This is a genomic window from Priestia sp. YIM B13491, assembly GCF_042787605.1.
In the GTDB taxonomy this organism is placed as follows: domain Bacteria; phylum Bacillota; class Bacilli; order Bacillales; family Bacillaceae_H; genus Priestia; species Priestia megaterium_E.
The window spans coordinates 247976-266949 of sequence record NZ_JBHZOR010000001.1; the positions used below are offsets into that span (position 1 = coordinate 247976).

20 protein-coding genes and 1 pseudogene are annotated in these 18974 nt (G+C 40.0%); 18 read left to right on the top strand and 3 right to left on the bottom strand.

Going from position 1 to position 18974, the window contains the following annotated elements; translation table 11 throughout:
• The 6 genes from ACFX4E_RS01205 to pheA all read left to right on the top strand — a co-directional run bounded on the left by ACFX4E_RS01205 (position 1) and on the right by pheA (position 4073).
• Entirely contained in the window at positions 1-333 is a 333-nt protein-coding gene (locus tag ACFX4E_RS01205) for a ribosomal-processing cysteine protease Prp (protein WP_013059336.1), read from the top strand.
• Between the two features lie 16 nt (positions 334-349).
• Positions 350-643 (top strand): 50S ribosomal protein L27, encoded by a 294-nt coding sequence (rpmA, locus tag ACFX4E_RS01210; RefSeq protein ID WP_013059335.1) that lies wholly within the window; start codon positions 350-352, stop codon positions 641-643.
• A gap of 171 nt (positions 644-814) precedes the next feature.
• Positions 815-1351, top strand: a complete 537-nt coding sequence (locus tag ACFX4E_RS01215; RefSeq protein WP_013085118.1) for a Spo0B C-terminal domain-containing protein — start codon at positions 815-817, stop codon at positions 1349-1351.
• Between the two features lie 51 nt (positions 1352-1402).
• On the top strand, positions 1403-2689 hold the full coding sequence (gene obgE, locus ACFX4E_RS01220; protein WP_013085117.1) for a GTPase ObgE: 1287 nt from the start codon (positions 1403-1405) through the stop codon (positions 2687-2689).
• Between the two features lie 33 nt (positions 2690-2722).
• Positions 2723-3172 (top strand): ACT domain-containing protein, encoded by a 450-nt coding sequence (locus ACFX4E_RS01225; RefSeq protein WP_013059332.1) that lies wholly within the window; start codon positions 2723-2725, stop codon positions 3170-3172.
• A 28-nt stretch (positions 3173-3200) separates the two neighbouring features.
• Complete coding sequence (pheA, locus tag ACFX4E_RS01230) at positions 3201-4073, top strand: prephenate dehydratase (protein WP_028410569.1); 873 nt, start codon at positions 3201-3203, stop codon at positions 4071-4073.
• 29 nt (positions 4074-4102) lie between these two features.
• On the opposite strand, the gene ACFX4E_RS01235 is transcribed toward pheA, so the two are convergent.
• Together ACFX4E_RS01235 and ACFX4E_RS01240 are read right to left on the bottom strand one after the other, a co-directional pair.
• Positions 4103-4648 carry a transcription repressor NadR gene (locus ACFX4E_RS01235; protein WP_028410570.1) on the bottom strand — a complete coding sequence of 182 codons (546 nt, stop codon included), beginning with the start codon at positions 4646-4648 and terminating at the stop codon, positions 4103-4105.
• Between the two features lie 15 nt (positions 4649-4663).
• Positions 4664-5799, bottom strand: a pseudogene (locus tag ACFX4E_RS01240) (IscS subfamily cysteine desulfurase).
• A gap of 89 nt (positions 5800-5888) precedes the next feature.
• On the opposite strand from ACFX4E_RS01240, the gene nadB reads away from it, so the two are divergent.
• The 6 genes from nadB to ACFX4E_RS01270 all read left to right on the top strand — a co-directional run bounded on the left by nadB (position 5889) and on the right by ACFX4E_RS01270 (position 12624).
• Positions 5889-7433 (top strand): L-aspartate oxidase, encoded by a 1545-nt coding sequence (nadB, locus tag ACFX4E_RS01245; RefSeq protein ID WP_102812667.1) that lies wholly within the window; start codon positions 5889-5891, stop codon positions 7431-7433.
• Positions 7434-7469: 36 nt separating this feature from the next.
• Entirely contained in the window at positions 7470-8363 is an 894-nt protein-coding gene (nadC, locus tag ACFX4E_RS01250; protein ID WP_377238332.1) for a carboxylating nicotinate-nucleotide diphosphorylase, read from the top strand.
• Positions 8320-9420, top strand: a complete 1101-nt coding sequence (nadA, locus tag ACFX4E_RS01255; protein WP_263035519.1) for a quinolinate synthase NadA — start codon at positions 8320-8322, stop codon at positions 9418-9420. The genes nadC and nadA overlap by 44 nt, the downstream gene beginning before the upstream one ends.
• Before the next feature lie 214 nt (positions 9421-9634).
• The gene (safA, locus tag ACFX4E_RS01260; protein WP_377238333.1) at positions 9635-10915 is read left to right on the top strand and encodes a SafA/ExsA family spore coat assembly protein; all 1281 of its coding nucleotides are present in this window, start codon (positions 9635-9637) and stop codon (positions 10913-10915) included.
• Positions 10905-11870: a phosphotransferase gene (locus ACFX4E_RS01265; RefSeq protein WP_225049510.1), complete on the top strand. Its 966-nt coding sequence runs from the start codon at positions 10905-10907 to the stop codon at positions 11868-11870. The genes safA and ACFX4E_RS01265 overlap by 11 nt, the downstream gene beginning before the upstream one ends.
• A gap of 94 nt (positions 11871-11964) precedes the next feature.
• Entirely contained in the window at positions 11965-12624 is a 660-nt protein-coding gene (locus tag ACFX4E_RS01270) for a YhcN/YlaJ family sporulation lipoprotein (protein WP_028410577.1), read from the top strand.
• Between the two features lie 103 nt (positions 12625-12727).
• Here ACFX4E_RS01270 and ACFX4E_RS01275 read toward each other — a convergent pair whose 3' ends face one another.
• The gene (locus ACFX4E_RS01275; RefSeq protein ID WP_013085108.1) at positions 12728-13807 is read right to left on the bottom strand and encodes a YsnF/AvaK domain-containing protein; all 1080 of its coding nucleotides are present in this window, start codon (positions 13805-13807) and stop codon (positions 12728-12730) included.
• 291 nt (positions 13808-14098) lie between these two features.
• Here ACFX4E_RS01275 and ACFX4E_RS01280 point away from each other — a divergent pair, with 291 nt between their 5' ends.
• The 6 genes from ACFX4E_RS01280 (at position 14099) to tgt (ending at position 18974) form a co-directional block, all read left to right on the top strand.
• Positions 14099-14635, top strand: a complete 537-nt coding sequence (locus tag ACFX4E_RS01280) for a BofC C-terminal domain-containing protein (protein WP_050688554.1) — start codon at positions 14099-14101, stop codon at positions 14633-14635.
• 297 nt (positions 14636-14932) lie between these two features.
• Positions 14933-15544: a Holliday junction branch migration protein RuvA gene (ruvA, locus tag ACFX4E_RS01285; RefSeq protein ID WP_013059321.1), complete on the top strand. Its 612-nt coding sequence runs from the start codon at positions 14933-14935 to the stop codon at positions 15542-15544.
• A gap of 16 nt (positions 15545-15560) precedes the next feature.
• Positions 15561-16562, top strand: coding sequence for a Holliday junction branch migration DNA helicase RuvB (gene ruvB / locus ACFX4E_RS01290; protein ID WP_013059320.1), 1002 nt, complete (start codon positions 15561-15563; stop codon positions 16560-16562).
• A complete protein-coding gene (locus tag ACFX4E_RS01295; RefSeq protein ID WP_013059319.1) occupies positions 16559-16759 on the top strand; it encodes a DUF2905 domain-containing protein in 201 nt (66 codons plus the stop codon). Before ruvB ends, ACFX4E_RS01295 begins: the two co-directional genes overlap by 4 nt.
• A 23-nt stretch (positions 16760-16782) precedes the next feature.
• The gene (gene queA, locus ACFX4E_RS01300) at positions 16783-17811 is read left to right on the top strand and encodes a tRNA preQ1(34) S-adenosylmethionine ribosyltransferase-isomerase QueA (protein WP_377259129.1); all 1029 of its coding nucleotides are present in this window, start codon (positions 16783-16785) and stop codon (positions 17809-17811) included.
• 23 nt (positions 17812-17834) lie between these two features.
• Complete coding sequence (gene tgt / locus ACFX4E_RS01305; protein ID WP_013059317.1) at positions 17835-18974, top strand: tRNA guanosine(34) transglycosylase Tgt; 1140 nt, start codon at positions 17835-17837, stop codon at positions 18972-18974.

Here is an 18974-nt window from a genome sequence, read left to right on the forward strand (position 1 = left end):
ATGATTAAGGTGACGATTTCTCGTGATGCAAATAAGAAAGTTGACGGGTTCACGATGAGTGGACATGCTGACTTTTCCGAACACGGAAAAGATCTTGTTTGTGCGGGAGCATCTGCAGTTTCATTTGGAACAATTAATGCTATCTTTTCAATAAGTGGGGTTGAACCGCACTTAGAGCAAGGTGGAGATGGTGGGTATCTCCGTTGTGAGATTCCAAAAGATGTGGATTCGTTCACATTGGAACAGATTCAATTGCTATTAGAAGGTATGGTTGTTTCACTGAAAACGATCGAATTAGATTACAGTAATTATATAAAAATTAACGACAACTAAACAGGAGGTGGATGTCATGTTAGTAAGATTAGACCTTCAATTCTTCGCTTCTAAAAAAGGAGTAGGTAGTACTAAAAACGGTCGTGATTCAATCTCGAAACGTCTTGGTGCTAAACGTGCTGATGGCCAATTCGTATCTGGTGGTTCAATTTTATACCGTCAACGCGGTACTAAAATTTACCCAGGTGCAAACGTAGGTCGTGGTGGAGATGATACTTTATTCGCTCAAATCGACGGTATCGTTAAATTTGAACGTTTCGGTCGTGACCGTAAAAAAGTATCTGTATACCCTGTTGCTCAAGAAGCATAAGATACAAAAAGAAAACTCTAACCCAAGTAGGTTAGAGTTTTCTTTTTGTAGAATATTTCACCTATTACCCATTGGAATTTGTTATAATCGAACATATCTAAGAAGATTGATACGAGATGTTTGTCAGCGTTGTGAAATACTTATGCTCGAGTCAAAGTTAGGAGTGCTAAGATGGAAAAAGAATGGGATGTCGTAGAGGTATTAAGATACGCGCGGCATGATTGGTTAAATAAGCTGCAATTAATCAAAGGCAATCTAGCGTTGAATCGGCTTGATCGAGCGAATGAAATCATTGAAGAAATTGTAAATGAATCCAAACATGAATCCAAGTTAACAAACATCAATATGCGACTGTTTGCGGGCTTTGTTATGACCTATCATTGGAATAACCATGCTGTTCGCTTAGATGTGGAAGTGCTCGGAGAATTGAAGGATTTATCACAATACGATGAGTTCGTATACAACTGGTGTTGCTATTTGACAGAAGCACTCGAAAAATATGTTGATTATCATGCAGAAAACTATTTGAGTATTTCAGTATGCATTGAAGAACAGGGAATTCGTTTCTTTTTTGACTTTAGTGGAATACTAACAGATATACAGAAGCTACAAAACAAGCTACAATGTTATGAGTGCGCTCAAGGAGTTGCATTGGTTGAACAGCATATGTCTGAAGATGAATTTAGCCTTATGCTCACAATAAGTTAACAGCGCTTTTGCTATTGCAGGAGCTAAGATATAGAACGGAGTGAAAAAGAAATGTTTGTAGATCAGGTCAAGGTATATGTAAAAGGTGGCGACGGAGGAAATGGAATGGTTGCCTTTCGTCGCGAAAAGTACGTACCAAAAGGAGGTCCTGCAGGTGGTGACGGTGGTCACGGTGCAGATGTCATCTTTGAAGTAGAAGAAGGATTGCGTACGTTGATGGATTTCCGCTATAAGCGTCACTTTAAAGCAAGCCGCGGTGAACATGGAATGTCAAAAGGACAGCACGGACGTAACGCTGAGCCGATGGTTGTAAAAGTTCCACCAGGTACGGTTGTGTTAGATGAAGATACGAACGAAACGATTGCTGATTTAGTTGAGCACGGCCAGCGCGCAGTGATTGCTAAAGGTGGACGCGGAGGGCGTGGGAATACGCGTTTTGCTACACCTGCAAATCCAGCACCGGAGCTTTCAGAAAATGGAGAGCCAGGTAAAGAGAGAAATGTAATTCTTGAATTAAAAGTATTAGCCGATGTAGGATTAGTTGGTTTTCCAAGTGTTGGAAAGTCAACGTTATTATCCGTAACGTCTGCTGCAAAGCCAAAAATTGCTGAATATCATTTTACAACAATTAATCCGAATTTAGGAGTAGTTGAAACAGAAGACAATCGCAGTTTTGTGATGGCAGATTTACCAGGGCTAATCGAAGGTGCACATGAAGGTGTAGGATTAGGTCATCAGTTTTTACGTCACATTGAACGTACCCGCGTTATTGTCCATGTAATCGATATGTCAGGTTTAGAAGGCCGCGATCCATATGAAGATTACTTAACTATTAATGAAGAGCTGCGTCAATATAATATGCGTTTAACTGAACGTCCGCAAGTAGTGGTAGCAAATAAAATGGATATCCCGCAAGCTGAAGAGAATCTAGCTGCATTCAAAGAAAAAGTAGGAGACGAAGTGAAAGTCTTTCCAATTTCTGCAGCAACGCGTAATGGAATCCGCGAACTGTTATTTACAGTAGCTGATCTTGTAGAAACTACGCCGGAATTCCCAATGCAAGAAGAGGAAGATCTATCTATGCACCGCGTATTGTACAAGCATGAAAAGAAAGAAGTGGAATTTGTTATTACGCGTGATAGCGATGGCTCATACGTATTAAGCGGTGAAAAAATCGAAAAATTATTCAAGATGACCGACTTCTCACGTGAAGAATCCGTTCGTCGATTTGCGCGTCAGCTTCGAGGCATGGGCGTCGATGAAGCCCTTCGTGAACGAGGAGCAAAAGATGGCGATATTGTAAAGCTGTTTGAATATGAATTTGAATTTATTGACTAATTGTTGTTCATAGGATAAGGGGAGGGGCTTTACTTGCATAAGAGCGATAAGCAGTTTTATTTAGTTCGCGAAGATGTATTACCAGAAGCGATGAAAAAAACATTGGATGCGAAGCTGTTAATTGAACGGGGAAAAGCTGAATCGGTAGCAGATGCTGTACAAGCCGTAGACTTGAGTCGCAGTGCTTTTTATAAGTACCGCGACACGGTCTTTCCGTTTCAGACGGTTGTCAAACAGCGAATTATTTCACTATTTTTTCATATTGAAGATCGATCAGGAACTTTATCACATTTATTGAGCACCGTTGCATCATCGGGATGCAATGTGTTAACGATTCACCAAACCATCCCTTTACAAGGGCGTGCCAACGTAACTCTTTCATTAGATACAGCAAGCATGAATGTTGAATTAAATGAAATGCTGCGAAGACTGAAAAGCTTAGAGTTTGTAGATAAAGTGGACGTGCTTGGTTCAGGGGCATAATGGCAAACAGATATAGATAAGGAGAGGCATGATTGTGGGGAAAGTAGGATATTTAGGACCAAAGGCAACATTTACACATGTAGCCGTCCAAGGCGTATTTAAACAGCACGACCATATTCCATACAAAACAATTCCAGCATGCATTGATGCAGTGGATAACGGAGAAATTGAGTATGGAATTGTACCGTTAGAAAATGCACTTGAAGGATCTGTAAATTTAACACTTGATTATCTTATTCATGAACGTCGTCTGCCGATTGTTGGGGAAATTGTGCTTCCGATTCGTCAGCATTTAATGGTTCATCCATCTCGTGCAGAACAGTGGAAAAACATTGAAACGATTTATTCTCATCCTCATGCAATTGCGCAGTGTCATAAATTTTTACACGGAGAATGTACGTCAACTGCAGTAGAAGAGATGACATCAACGGCGTTTGCTGCGAAGTATGTAAGCGAACACCCTGAGCTTAATATTGGAGCTATTGCGAATGGGTTAGCAGCCCATGAATATGGATTACATATTGCCTGCCCGAACATTCATGATTATGATCATAATACAACAAGATTTGTTATTTTGCATAAAGATGGAGCGCAAGAGGTGCCATTTTTAGCTGGAAACGGGTGCAAGACAACGTTAATGATTACACTTCCATCTGATCAGGCAGGAGCGCTTCATCAAGTGCTTTCAGCCTTCTCCTGGCGTAAGCTAAATCTGTCTAAAATTGAATCCCGTCCTATGAAAACAGGGCTTGGAAACTATTTCTTTATCGTTGATATTGAACAAAAAATGGATGAAGTATTAATCCCTGGGGCTATGGCTGAACTTGAGGCACTAGGCTGTAGCGTAGAGCTTTTAGGAAGCTATCCCCATACACTACTTGAAACAGAAATCCCGCTTTAAAGCGGGATTTTTTTTGTTATAACACCTTTTTATTCATTCGAAACTAAATAGCCTTCCGCTTCAAGAGCTAAGCAGGCAGCATTCAGTTTTTCAATTGTATCTGCTTCAATCGTATGAAGGTGAATCCCATCTGTTAGCTGAGATAAATAAGTTGCGTTTGTTTCTTGAATTTTTTCTATAAACGTTTCTACTTCTTTTCGGGTTTGAATCATAACGGAAGCCGTTAATTCACCATACACAGGGTGTTCAACGGTTACATCTTTTACGAGAACGCCGTGGTCAACAAGCAGGAGAAGCTCCTTTTCAGCATCTTCTGGCGTATGCTGACAGGCAATAATTCGCTGATGCACGGTAGTTTGAGATGGATTTTGAATGTAAATATATCCTTGGCTTGTTGCGATAATGGGCTCATTTTTAGCTTTAAGCAGCGAAATATCTTGTACAATGACTTGGCGGCTAACGTTCGTTCGTTTCGAAAGCTCACTGCCTGTCATTGGTTTATTCTCTGTTTTTAACCATTGTAGAATAAGTTCTCTTCTTTCTTCTCCAAGAATTTTCTTTTGAGTTTCTGGCACCTTTAATCCCTCCTTTTACACTTTTATAAATTCTTGCTGTAATAAATGAAAAACGGATATGAGTCGATCAATATGCTTAAACGTTGAATGTTGACTGAATGAAATACGGACAAAATTCTTAGCATTCGCAGTTGATTTGCCAATCGCAAGTAGAGAAGCTAATGGTTCCTGCTGATTTACCTGACAGGCACTTCCCGTAGAGATAGCAATTCCGTGACGATTACATTGTAACATAACATATTGACCCTGTATGTTTGAAAACGTCAGTCCCATAATTCCAGGAAAATGAGAGTTCCCAAGGCCTTCTACTTCTATAAAAGGAGCAAGAGGCTCTAGGTTTTCTAGTAAGTACGATTTTAAGCGCTCATAATGGCTTTGAACGGTCTTCATTTCTGCATATGCGTATTCAGCTGCTGCAGTAAAGGCAGCAATGCCCGCTGTATTTACAGTCCCAGGGCGAAAGCCTTTTTCATGAGTTGCTTTATGGTAAATAGGCTTCCAAGAAGAACTTGAATTCATGTATACCATTCCTACACCTTTTGGTCCGTAAATTTTATGACTAGAGACTGAGATGCTATCAGCTTTGAGCTTTTTAACATCAATAGGAAGCTTACCAAAAGATTGAACACAATCACAGTGAAAGAGAATTTCTTTTTTAGATAAAAAATGGCCAATATCCTCAACTGGCTGAATTGTACCCAGCTCATGATTGATGTGTTGAATGGCTACTAGCACAGTATCAGGTCGAAGCGTCTTCTTTAAGTCGTCTACAGACACAACTCCGTTTTGATCTACAGGTACGTAAGATAGGGAAAATCCTTCTTTTTCAAGCTGCTGCAACGTATGAAGCACCGAAGAATGTTCAAGTTTCGTTGTCACTATATGTTTTCTTTCATCATTTTTTCCTTTTAAAAGAGAACGAATAGCTAAGTAATTAGCTTCTGTTCCCCCGCTTGTAAAAAAAGATCATCCTCTCGACAATTTACTAACAGGCTTAATTTTTTTCTGCATAGCGTAAGTAAATTTTCTGCTTGTGTTCCAAGTGTGTGAAGACTGCTGGAGTTTCCATAATAGCTTGTTGCCGCTTCAGTATATACTTCAATTGCTTCTTGTCTCATTGGCGTTGTTGCTGCATAGTCCAGATAAATCATTTTCTCCCTCCGATAAAAAAACTTCTTGTCTTTCATTTAATAATATGTAAATATAGGTGTCAAGACACATGTAAATAAAGAGGTGTAAAATGTTAGAGACGGATGTTTTAATTATTGGAAGCGGATTAGCAGCGTTTTCTGCAGCTTATGAACTGTGTCGTCATAACAGAGTTGTAATGGTAACGAAAGGGAAAATTGACCGCAATAACTCAGTTCTTGCTCAAGGCGGAGTAGCAGCTGCTATTGGAAGCAGCGATCACTGGAGTGAACATCTCTATGATACGTTGGTTGCGGGCAATAAGCATTGCAATGAACAAGCGGTACGCACTTTAGTGGAAGAAGGTGCGGCTGTAGTAAATGAATTGATTCATAAAGGAATGAAGTTTGATAAAAATCCAGATGGTACGCTGCATTTTGGAAAAGAAGGAGCCCATCGTACGAATCGTATTCTCCATGCAGGTGGGGATGCAACAGGACAAGCGCTGTTCGCTTTTTTGAAAAAAGAAGTACTGCCATATATTACAGTCATTGAAAACGAAATGATTCAGCATTTAATAACTGTAGATGGAACGTGCAGAGGTGCTATCGGACAAGGTGAAAACAACAAAATTACTATATATCATGCTCGTCAAACGGTTATTGCTACCGGAGGAATCGGCGCTTTGTACAAGCATACATCCAACCAGCCGCTTGCGACGGGAGATGGGCTAGCGCTTGCGTACAGGGCTGGAGCAAAATTAGCGGACTTAGAATTTGTTCAGTTTCATCCGACGCTTTTGTATCAAAATGAAGCGAAAGGTCTAGTATCCGAAGCGGTTCGAGGTGAAGGTGGCGTACTGGTAAATGAATGGAATGAACGCATAATGGAAGGCGTTCATCCCTTTAAGGATTTAGCACCGCGAGATGTTGTAGCAAGGACAATTTTTAATGAAATAAAAAAAGGAAGATCCATATTTTTAGACATTGAAAAAGTGGCTCATTTCCAACAAAAATTTCCTACGATTACGGCACTGTGTCGGAAGTATAAAATTCAACTGGACAAAAAACGAATACCTGTTACTCCAGGCGCACATTTTTTAATGGGTGGAATTGAAGTAGATGGTTACGGACAAACAAGCGTTGAAGGATTGTATGCCGTGGGGGAAGCTTCTTCTACAGGCGTTCATGGAGCAAATCGTCTAGCAAGCAATTCATTGTTAGAGTGTCTTGTATTTGGAAAACGGACAGGGCGTCATATTTTACATAAAGCGAGAACGATATCTCGTTATCCCCCCGTCCGTTACGTCTATAAAGACGTGCCTAAAACACTGCCTGCCACAAGACAAATTCAGCATAAAATGATGGATTGTGTAGGAATCATTCGTCATGAAAACGAATTGGCTACTATTGTGCATGAATTCACAAATTATCTGGATGGAATACCTCTTGACCAAGAAGTTATATATTCGAGGAAAGCTGCGACCATCTGCAATATGCTAACTGCAGGTCTGCTTATTGCCGAGTCCTCTCTTGCAAGAAAAGAAAGTAGAGGAGGTCATTACCGAAGTGACTTTCCGCATGAAAACCAAGAATGGGAGCATAAGCGAATTATTAAGCAGTCTGCTGCTTCAACAAAACAATCATTGATTTTATAAGCAAGAAAATCTAAAAAGAAAGGTGAAGGTAGCACAATGAACACGTTGAAATTACAAAAACTATTGCAGTCTTTTTTTATAGAAGACATTGGAGATGGAGATATAACCTGTGAAGCTATTTTTTCTCCGTCTGACCAAGGGGAAGCTGTGTTCACGGCAAAGCAATCAGGTATTATCGCAGGAATGGAATTGATTAAAGAAGGATTTCATTTAATAGACCCTAACGTGAAAGTGAATTTGGAGAAAAAAGATGGAGATGTTCTTAATCCTGGAGATAAAATAGCTACCGTTTCAGGACCCGTGCGATCTATTTTGACCGGTGAACGGGTAATCTTAAACTTACTTCAAAGAATGAGTGGCATTGCCACGATGACGGACAAAGCCGTAGCGCTGCTTGGCAGCTCACATACGCGTATATGTGACACGCGAAAAACAACGCCTGGTATGAGAATGTTAGAGAAGTATGCCGTTCGTGCTGGAGGAGGTTATAATCATCGTTTTGGATTGTACGATGGCGTCATGTTAAAAGATAACCATATTGCACATGCAGGATCTATTCTAGACGCTGTTGTGAAAGTAAGAGAGCAGGTTGGACATATGGTTAAGGTGGAAGTGGAAATTGAAAACAAAAGTCAGTTGCTAGAAGCAATAGAGGCAGGAGCAGATGTCATTATGTTCGATAACTGTTCTCCAGAAGTCATTAAAGATTGGATACCACTGGTTCCCGCTCATATTGTCACAGAAGCATCCGGTGGAATTACGCTTGGTACGCTTCATTCTTTTAGAGACAGCGGAGTGGACTATATTTCACTTGGAGCTTTAACGCATTCAGCAGGGGCTATCGATATCAGCTTGGACTTATTAACAGAAAGGGGAACAGGAAATCATGAGTTTATTACAAACGCTTCAGCAGCAAACACTGCCCGCTAAATATATAGAGCTCACAGAAAATGAAATGAAAAGAAGAGTACTAGAAATCAAGAAAAAGCTCGGAAGTAAATTGTTTCTGCTCGGCCATCATTATCAAAAAGATGAAGTGTACGAATTTGCAGATGCGGTAGGAGACTCCTTACAGCTGGCTCAAATAGCAGCTGAAAATAGAGAAGCTGAGCATATTGTGTTTTGCGGCGTTCACTTCATGGCAGAAACAGCTGATATTTTAACAGCTGAAAATCAAAAAGTCATTTTACCCGATATGCGAGCTGGCTGTTCAATGGCTGATATGGCTACTATTCAGCAAACAGAAAAGGCATGGCCTGTCTTACAGGATCTTTTCGGAGATACAATTATTCCACTTACGTATGTGAATTCTACAGCTGCAATTAAATCTTTTGTAGGCGAACATGATGGGGCAACTGTAACATCTTCAAATGCAAAAAATATGGTGGAGTGGGCATTTTCTGAAAAAGAGCGCATTCTCTTTTTGCCAGATCAGCATTTGGGCAGAAACACAGCTTATGATTTAGGTGTTGAACTAGATGAAATGGCCATTTGGAATCCTATTGAAGAAATGCTTGAATATGAAGGGGATATAAACAATATCAAGGTGATTCTGTGGAAAGGTCACTGTTCTGTGCATGAAAATTTCACGGTTAAAAATATTGATTATTTACGCGAGAAGCAGCCTGAGATGAATATTATTGTTCATCCGGAATGTTCTTATGAAGTGGTGCAAAAATCAGATTATGCAGGTTCTACAAAATATATTATTGATACAATTGAAAAAGCCCCTTCAGGCTCTAAATGGGCCATTGGCACGGAAATGAACTTAGTAAAACGGATTATCAACAGTCATCCGGATAAAGAAATTGTTTCGCTTAATCCCTATATGTGTCCTTGTTTGACGATGAACCGAATTGATTTGCCTCACTTGCTGTGGGCTTTAGAAAGCATCGAAGAAGGAACAGAAGTGAATCAAATCAAGGTGGATAAACATACAGCACAAGGGGCGATCAAAGCGCTAACGAATATGTTAGAACGAGCATAAAGATTTTTAAGACAATTAAAAAGAGAAGGTCTAAAAGAAGACTTATTGACATATTGTTTGTGTTGATAAGTCTTTTTTTCTTTATCATAAAAACTTGAACCAAACTGTGGGCAAAATGAATAAAAAAATGGTTCAAGGCATATCTTGTGATGAACAAACAGAACTTACTTTGATTTTGCACATATAGATGGCAGAGACTCTACTCGGGAGGGGAATGACGTTGAAAATCCATATCGTTCAAAAAGGGGATACCCTTTGGAAAATCGCTGAAAAGTATGGGGTTAATTTTGAAGAGTTAAAAAAAGCGAATTCTCAATTAAGCAATCCAGACATGATCATGCCTGGAATGAAAATTAAAGTGCCGACAAGCGGAGTGCCTGTTCAAAAAGAAGGAGCTCCTTCACCTGGTATAAAAGAAATGCCTAAAGTTCAACACCCTTATAGTGACCAATCCACAAAAGCTTATCCAGTAACGGAAATTGATGAAAGTCTGGATGAGAAAAAGTCAGCTAATCAGCCTGCTCAAACACCGTTTATGCAACCAATAAAAGAAGCACCAATCGCACAGCCAAAGAAAGAAGCACCGATTGCTCAACCGAAAAAGGAAGCGCCGATTGCGCAGCCAAAGAAAGAAGCGCCGGTCGCGCAGCCTAAAAAAGAAGCACCAATTGCGCAGCCTAAAAAAGAAATGCCAGTTGCGCCAAAGCTTCCTAAATTAAAGCCAATTGCACCTGAGATTGATATTAACAATTATTACACCGTTAATATGGCGATGCAGGCTCCAAAAAAAGAAGCACCAAAAGAACTACCTAAGCATGAATCGCCAGAAAGTCCTGAGATGGAGAGTATAGAAATGCCTCCTCAAATGCCATGTTACCCAATCATGCCGATATCGCCTGTAATGCCAGGCTGCGGGTTTAATTACATGCCGTGTCCTCCGCCAATGTATGCACCGCAGCCATATCCAATGCCAATGTATCAACAGGCTCCAATGTATCATCACGGTTATGAAAACGAGTCGTTTGAAGAACATGCGATGGGCGCTCACATGGCACCGATGCCAATGTATCCAATGATGCCACACAGCTGCTATGGACCGGTACAATGTTCTCCTTGTCCGCCTCCATGGGGATATCAGCAGCCCGTTTATCCGGCCTATCATCAAGCACCGATGTATCCACAAGTGCAAGGAGCTATGACGGGTGGCCATTATGAAAGTTCTTCCGATGGTTATGGAAACGCGCCTTACCATTATGGGCAGCACTATGCGCCACAGCAGCAAGGAGACTGCGGATGCGGTGAACCAAGACCTGAAGACTATGCACCACAGCAGCCTTATCCACAGTACCAACAGCAGGTACCTTATGGCTTTCAGGACCCAAGGGCACCCTATCCAGCCCCATATGGCATGATTGGTGTACCTCCGTATCCTGCGTTTGATCCAAATGCATTTAGTATTCCAGAATACGATGAGTACGACGAAGATGAAGATTGATTATTATACACGAGACGATTTTAATTTAAATCGTCTCTTTCTCTATTTGAAAAAAAGAGATATTCACGTTGAGACCTATCGTATGAAAAAGCCTCATGTTATCATAGCGGATACGAATAAAGGAAAAAAAGTAATAAAAGCATACAGAGACAAAGGTAAAATTGAACATGTTTATCATTTTTTATCTCAGATTCAACAAGGGTATGCTGTTAATTTCGAAGCTTACCCAGAAGGCGAACTTTATATAAAGGACCGTCATTTGTACTGGGCGATGATGCCTTTTGTTAAGCAAGTAAAAGAGGTAACGTATGAAAGTTTTCAAGATCGGGAAGAAGTATTACAAACATTGATTCGCTATCATGGAGAAGTTCATAAAAAGAAACTAGCCGCCTATACAAAGCTTTCTGAATATGACCTTATTTTAAAATGGAAAAAGCGGCTTTCCTCTTTTCGAGAAACCTCACATGTATTTAGGGAATTTAATCAATTTCATGTATATAAAGACATTGCGACTTGGGGAGAAAAAGCTTTAGTCTTAATGGAGCGCTTCAAAGATAGTGGGTTAAACTGTTCCATTATTCACGGTGACGTTGCTTCACATAATTTCTTGAAAACAAACCACTTGGGTATTGTTATGATTGATTTTGACTTATCGGCTAAAGCTCCTGCTCTTTATGACTATGTCCAGCTTGCCCAGCGCTTTTTGCCTTACGTCCAGTGGTCGATGAAAGAACTACTTCAACACTCGAAAATAAAAGAATTAAGCAAGCAGCGTTTTTTTCTTGCTTCTTTGCTATTTCCATCGATGCTGATGAGAAACTGGAATATAAATGCCTCTGCTTTATCATGGGCAAACCGTCAAAGATTAATGCAGCAATCGGTTGAAGAATGGTCCCAGCGTACCCGTTTTTATCGAGTGATTTACCAGCACTTACAAAACCTACATGACATGTAAAGAGTTTATAAACACTTCATCGAATAAGAAACGGCTCGTCTTTTAATCCTAATAGTAAGCTCAGAGTAAGTAGAGCTTAAATTAGGGGGCGATTATGTTGAATAGGTATGTAGCAACTTCTTTAGCTTTTGCATGTATGATGGGACTTGGCGCTTGCAATAACAAAGACCAAGGTATGGAACAGCGCTATACAGATACGACACAGCCTGTTGGCTATCATACAAATGAAAAAGCGAATGAACATCGCGTAGATAATCCGAAAGGTCCAATGACTGAAGTTTTAGATGGGAATGGAACACCTAATTATCCGTTAAACGTAAGTGATGGACGTTTTGACAATCCGACAAACCCTTATGGAAACATCAATAATACAAATGATCGTACAAATGGCGTTGCTAATATGTATTATGGTGAAGATTATCCAAAAGACTTTACGGAAAAAGTGGCTGATCGAGCTGCAAGCGTTAAAGGTGTAGAAAATAGCCGCGCCGTCGTCCGTGGAGATCAGCTATTAGTTGCTGTAGATCCGGCCAAAGACATAAATAACGGCCGTTTAAAACAAAACGTGCTCGATAAAGTAAAGCCTATTGCAAAGGACTACAATGTTCAAGTAAAAGTAGATCATGATGTATTTATGAACGCTCGTTCTCTTGATGACGATATTCGAAATGGAAAAGACCGAAATACGATTCAAACTAATTTCAATGGTCTATTTGAATCAGTTGATGAGAATGTCAATCATAAACATCGTTAAATGAAGAAGCAGCTGTCTGTGAAGGACGGCTGTTTTTTTGATGAGAAGACATATAAAAAAGCTGCCATTGAAGCCAGGCAGCTATTCCTCGAACATGTAACTATTAATTTTTCTTGTTAGAAGCAGATTTGTTTGTTGTTTTGGATTCCGCTTCTTCCTTTTGAGCGTTAGTTTCATTTTGTTTGAGGCGACCTTCTCTTTTTTTCGTATCTGCTGGTGCCGTAGCGACACTCTTTGTATTTTTTACATTTTTTGCAGAAGAGCTTGTCTCATTAGCTTGTGTGTTTGGCTTCTCGTTGTTAGTTGTCTGACTATTTTCGTATTCAGCTTCCACGTCGCTTGCTAGAGCTGCAGAAACTTGAGCGTAAGTATGGTCTGTATAGTTCATCATATTTTCGTATACTTCAGGGCTCGCGAGTCCATCAGGTTCTACGCTTGCTTCTTCTTTCTTAATCGTTTCAGTCCATTCTTTTGTTTCTTGAATAAGTTTTTTTCCTATAATTACTTCTTCAACAATAACTGGTCTTTTGGTTATTTCTACTCGTTCTTCCATGATTGGAACACGAATAATTTCATCTTCTGTAAGTGGCCCAGCGTTATAGTCTCCGTCAACTACAGGGCGACGTTCAATATAAAACTCTTCTCTCGTAACAGGAACGTGTACAGTTCTTTCTTCCTCTATTACTTTTTTGTGGAGTTTTACTTCACCGACTTGGACGCGTTCTTTTAAGACATCTAATTTTTCTTCACGTAATTGGACGGCTCTATGCTCGTTGTGTTCCGTATAGGTTCCGTACGCTGGAGTTTGTTCAGAGCTTACGGCATCTATCAAGATTAGAATTTTACCAGCAGCTACATCTGTCTCGCACTGCACGGCTGAGAAGTCTGGTATGCCCATGCGGATTAATTTTGATTTCAAGCCGTTTCCTTGTTTGAGCCCCATGCCGCCTGTCATCATGGTAAAAAAGTTATCCATCATGACGCCAGCTAATGAACTTACGGCAGGTGAACCAGCTTCAATAATTACATTTGTATCGTGACCTATTTGAAATGTATTGCTTTTACTGTTAGAAATAACCATAATATCTGTTTCTCGATAACCTTGACGCTTTAAATTATGGATAACATCTAAAGCTTCTTTCTCTGAAAAAAAAGTTCCGACTACACGTTTATTCATTCTCATTACTTCAGCTCCCTTTTTTATGAAAATAGATAATAGAAGTCCTTACAATTACTTCCACTATGTACATACCCTGCGAAAATTTAATTAAAACGTTTAAGAGAAAATTTTACAAATAGTGTGCAAATGTAACAAATACTCCATGTTTTCTTAACATAATATCGTAAAAGGGATTTGCTTCATAAAATAAGAGGATAAAAGAAAATAAGTAGGTCAAACTATTAGTGTAGATTTTCACAAAACCTTTTTAGATAATACTAAAAAGAGTATGATTAACGTGTGAGGTGAAGGTGAGTGAAGAAAGTCATTCATCAAGCAGCTTTTTTAATGCTAGTAAGTGTTGTGCTTTGTATAATGCCATACCGTGCAGATGCGAATGAAAAGGAGCCGATGACATTATTTCTTGAGCGCGTGTATGTGGATGGAGTCGTAAGTCAAGAAATGATCAAAAGCCCTTCTATGACGAAAAAACAATTAATGAAAAAATATAAAAATTGGCGACTGCTTAAAGAAACGGATCAAGAGCTAGTTTTTAGAACAAGCATAGACGATATTTCACCTATTTTAAAAGAAAACGGTTATGTAGGGCTTTCTGTTAACGGTATTCTCTCAGCATTTGAAGGCAAACCAGCTTCGTCGCAGCACATTATACAATCGTTTTTTCAAATTGACATCAAAAGGCTTGAGAGCTATCAGCATGAACAATTAAAGAAAGGTATTCGTGTTCAATCAAAAGATGAATATCTTTCCCTCATTAATTTCTATAAAATCTATCAGCTTCAGCAGCGGCCGCTTTCAATCAAGCAGCCGTTTTTTAGTATGGTAAAATAATTATTGAATTCAACATTCTAAATTGCTTCTATTTGCTTTTGGCGATATGTTAAAATGGTATTCAGCAGTCTAGTATTGTATATATTTTAAAAGGTCATTCATCAATAAAAGTGTGCGGTTCTATTTTTTACAGCTATTGTAAAAAAAGGTTGAGAAAGATGAAAAGAGGCAAACGTTCTCTTGGACGTCTTTTAAAAAAGCAGCTTTAAAGGAAAATAGAGAACGATGCGGGCAGGATTCTTCGTAGGCAAAGTTGAAGGTCACTGCCCGCGCGTACGTGATTAAGGAGAGAGCTTATTGTTTGATTATATCAAAGGCACTGTTACATATATAAATCCTGAGTATGTAGTAATCGAAAACAACGGGATAGGCTATCAAGTCTTTACGCCGAATCCATATGTATTTTCAATTGATGAACAACCAAAGACGGTTTACACCTATCAATATGTAAGAGAAGACGTAATTGCACTTTACGGGTTTGCTTCCCGAGAACAAAAGGATTTATTTATGAAGTTAATTAGCGTGTCAGGAATCGGCCCAAAAGGCGGTTTAGCTATTTTAGCGTCAGGTAATCCAGCGCAGGTTGTCCAAGCTGTGGAAGAGGAAGACGAGAAGTTTTTAGTTAAGTTTCCAGGAGTAGGTAAAAAAACAGCTCGACAGATGATTCTAGATTTAAAAGGAAAGCTGCATGATATTGTACCAGATGCGGTTCCTTCTTTATTTGCAGATTTGGACGCACAAGAAGTCAAATCTCAAAGTTCAGAAGCACTCGATGAAGCGATTGAAGCACTTAAAGTATTAGGTTATGCAGAAAGAGAAATCAAAAAAATTGTTCCGGCTTTAATGAAGGAAACGATGACAACGGATCAGTATATTAAAGAAGCGTTAAAACGATTATTGAAACAATAAGTAAGGGAGGAGTAAAATGGACGATCGTATTGTAACGGGAGATGTTCTTGGTGAAGAAGAAATCATCGAGCAAAGTTTGCGGCCGCAAACCTTACAGCAGTATATTGGTCAGCATAAAGTAAAATCCCATCTGGATATTTTTATTAAAGCTGCCAAAATGCGAAGCGAAACGTTAGATCACGTGCTTTTATATGGTCCTCCAGGATTGGGGAAAACAACTCTTGCTACTATTATCGCTAATGAAATGGGCGTGCAAATCCGAACGACCTCAGGGCCAGCCATTGAGCGTCCAGGCGACTTAGCCGCAGTTTTAACCAGCTTAGAGCCTGGAGATGTGCTTTTTATTGATGAAATTCATCGATTAAATCGTTCGGTTGAAGAAGTACTATACCCAGCAATGGAAGATTTCTGTTTGGATATTGTTATTGGAAAAGGACCGAGTGCACGTTCCGTCCGTCTGGATTTGCCTCCGTTTACGCTAGTAGGTGCAACGACAAGAGCAGGGCTTTTATCTTCTCCTTTGCGTGATCGCTTCGGCGTTTTAAGCCGTTTAGAATATTACCAAGAAGAAGATCTTGCTTCGATAGTAGAAAGAACAGCCGCTATTTTAGATGTAGAGATTGATGAGAAAGCTACGTTTGAGATGGCTAGGCGTGCTAGGGGAACTCCGCGTATTGCGAATCGCTTGCTTCGAAGAGTCAGAGATTTTGCTCAGGTCAAAGGAGACGGAGCCATAACCGAAAGGCTTGCCAACGAAGCATTAGAAATGTTGCAGGTGGACCGTTTAGGTCTTGATCATATTGACCATAAATTATTAAGAGGGATTATCGAAAAATTTAGGGGCGGCCCTGTAGGGTTAGACACCATATCGGCTACTATTGGTGAAGAGTCTCACACAATTGAAGACGTATACGAGCCGTATCTATTGCAAATCGGCTTTTTGCAGCGAACGCCTCGAGGACGAATTGTGACGCCTTTGGTCTATGATCATTTTCAGCTGGAGGTGCCTGATCAGTGAATGATATGCCTAAGATGCTTATCACATTAGGGGGCATTTTAGTCGTCATTGGGCTGTTATGGCAGTTCGTTGGCAAGCTTCCTGGCGATATTTTTATCAAAAAAGGAAATACAACCTTTTATTTCCCGATTGTGACATGTATTCTAGTAAGCGTTGTGTTATCACTTATTTTTTATGTAATTGGCAAATTTAAATAATTAAGTAGAAACAGGTGAACATTTTGAAAGTAGATTTATTTGATTTTCATTTACCAGAAGAATTGATTGCCCAAACGCCGCTTGAGCAGCGAGATGCGTCAAGACTCATGGTATTAAACAAAGAAACAGGAAATGTGAAGCATCATATGTTTCACGACCTTCTTGATTATGTGCAAGAAGGAGATTGTTTAGTGTTAAACGACACGCGTGTTCTTCCTGCACGATTATTTGGGACAAAAGAAGATACAGGTGCTAATATTGAAGTATTGCTTTTAAAACAAACGCAAGGCGATACGTGGGAGACGCTTGTAAAACCGGCTAAACGAGTAAAAGAAGGCACGGTTATTTCGTTTGGTGACGGACGTCTGACAGCTGTATGTAAAGAAACGAGCGACCAAGGCGGACGTTTGTTAGAATTCAACTATGAAGGCATCTTTTATGAGGTTCTGGAACAACTGGGAGAAATGCCGCTGCCGCCTTATATTAAAGAGCGCTTGGATGATCAAGAGCGCTACCAAACGGTTTTTGCTCGCGAACAAGGTTCTGCAGCAGCGCCAACAGCAGGTCTTCACTTTACAGAAGAGACGCTTGAACAGTTAAAAGAAAAAGGTGTGCATATTGCATTTTTAACGCTTCATGTTGGATTGGGTACATTCCGTCCAGTCAGTGTTGACGACTTAGAAGAGCACGATATGCACTCAGAGTTTTATCAAGTGAGTGAGGGAACCGCTGCTTTACTAAACAGCGTACGTGAAAAAGGCGGTCGTATTATTTCAGTAGGCACAACTTCTACCCGTACCCTTGAAACGATTGCAACTGAGCATAACGGCAAATTTGTTGCTTCTTCAGGCTGGACCAATATTTTTATCTTCCCAGGGTATGAATTTAAAGCAATTGATGGAATGATTACAAATTTCCATCTTCCAAAATCTACGCTCATTATGCTTGTAAGTGCCTTAGCAGGAAGAGAAAACGTTATTTCTGCCTATGAACAAGCTGTAGCAGAGAAGTATCGTTTTTTCAGCTTCGGCGACGCGATGCTAATTTTGTAATTTAACATGAAAGGAATACATCAATGACAGCAATTCGTTACGAACATATAAAAACTTGTAAACAAACAGGAGCGCGTTTAGGGATTGTCCATACGCCTCACGGCTCATTTGAAACGCCTATTTTCATGCCAGTAGGCACATTAGCTACAGTAAAAACAATGTCTCCGGAAGATTTAAAAGCAATGGGGGCAGGCATTATTTTAAGTAATACGTATCATTTATGGCTTCGTCCAGGTCATGAAATTGTTAAAAAAGCGGGTGGCCTTCATAAATTTATGAACTGGGATCGTCCCATCTTAACGGATTCAGGCGGCTTCCAAGTTTTTAGCTTAAGTGATTTGCGCCGTATTGAAGAAGAAGGCGTTCATTTCCGCAACCATTTGAATGGAGACAAGCTTTTCTTATCTCCAGAAAAAGCGATGGACATTCAAAATGCGCTTGGGTCTGATATTATGATGGCATTTGATGAATGCCCACCTTATCCAGCAGAATATGACTACTTAAAACGTTCAGTTGAACGCACAAGCCGCTGGGCAGAGCGATGCCTTGAGGCTCACAGCCGCCCTCAAGACCAAGGTCTTTTTGGGATTGTTCAAGGCGGAGAGTTTGAAGATTTACGCCGTCAAAGTGCAGCAGATTTAGTTTCAATGGACTTCCCAGGTTATGCTGTGGGAGGGCTGTCAGTTGGAGAACCAAAAGATGTAATGAATCGTGTGCTTGAGTTTACGACGCCATATTTACCAACCGACAAACCACGTTATTTAATGGGAGTGGGATCACCTGACTCGTTAATTGATGGAGCGATTCGCGGGATTGATATGTTTGATTGCGTATTACCAACGCGTATTGCACGTAACGGAACGCTTATGACAAGCGAAGGTCGTCTTGTTGTTAAAAATGCAAAATATGCAGAAGACTTCGGTCCGATTGATCCAAACTGTGACTGCTACACGTGTCAAAATTATTCAAGAGCGTATATTCGCCACTTAATTCGTTGTAATGAAACGTTTGGAATTCGTTTAACATCTTACCATAACTTATATTTTCTGCTAAACTTAATGGAGCAAGTCCGTGAAGCCATTCGCGAAGACCGACTTGGCGATTTCCGCGATGAGTTCTTTGAAAAATATGGGTTTAACGGCCCGGACGCAAAGAATTTCTAG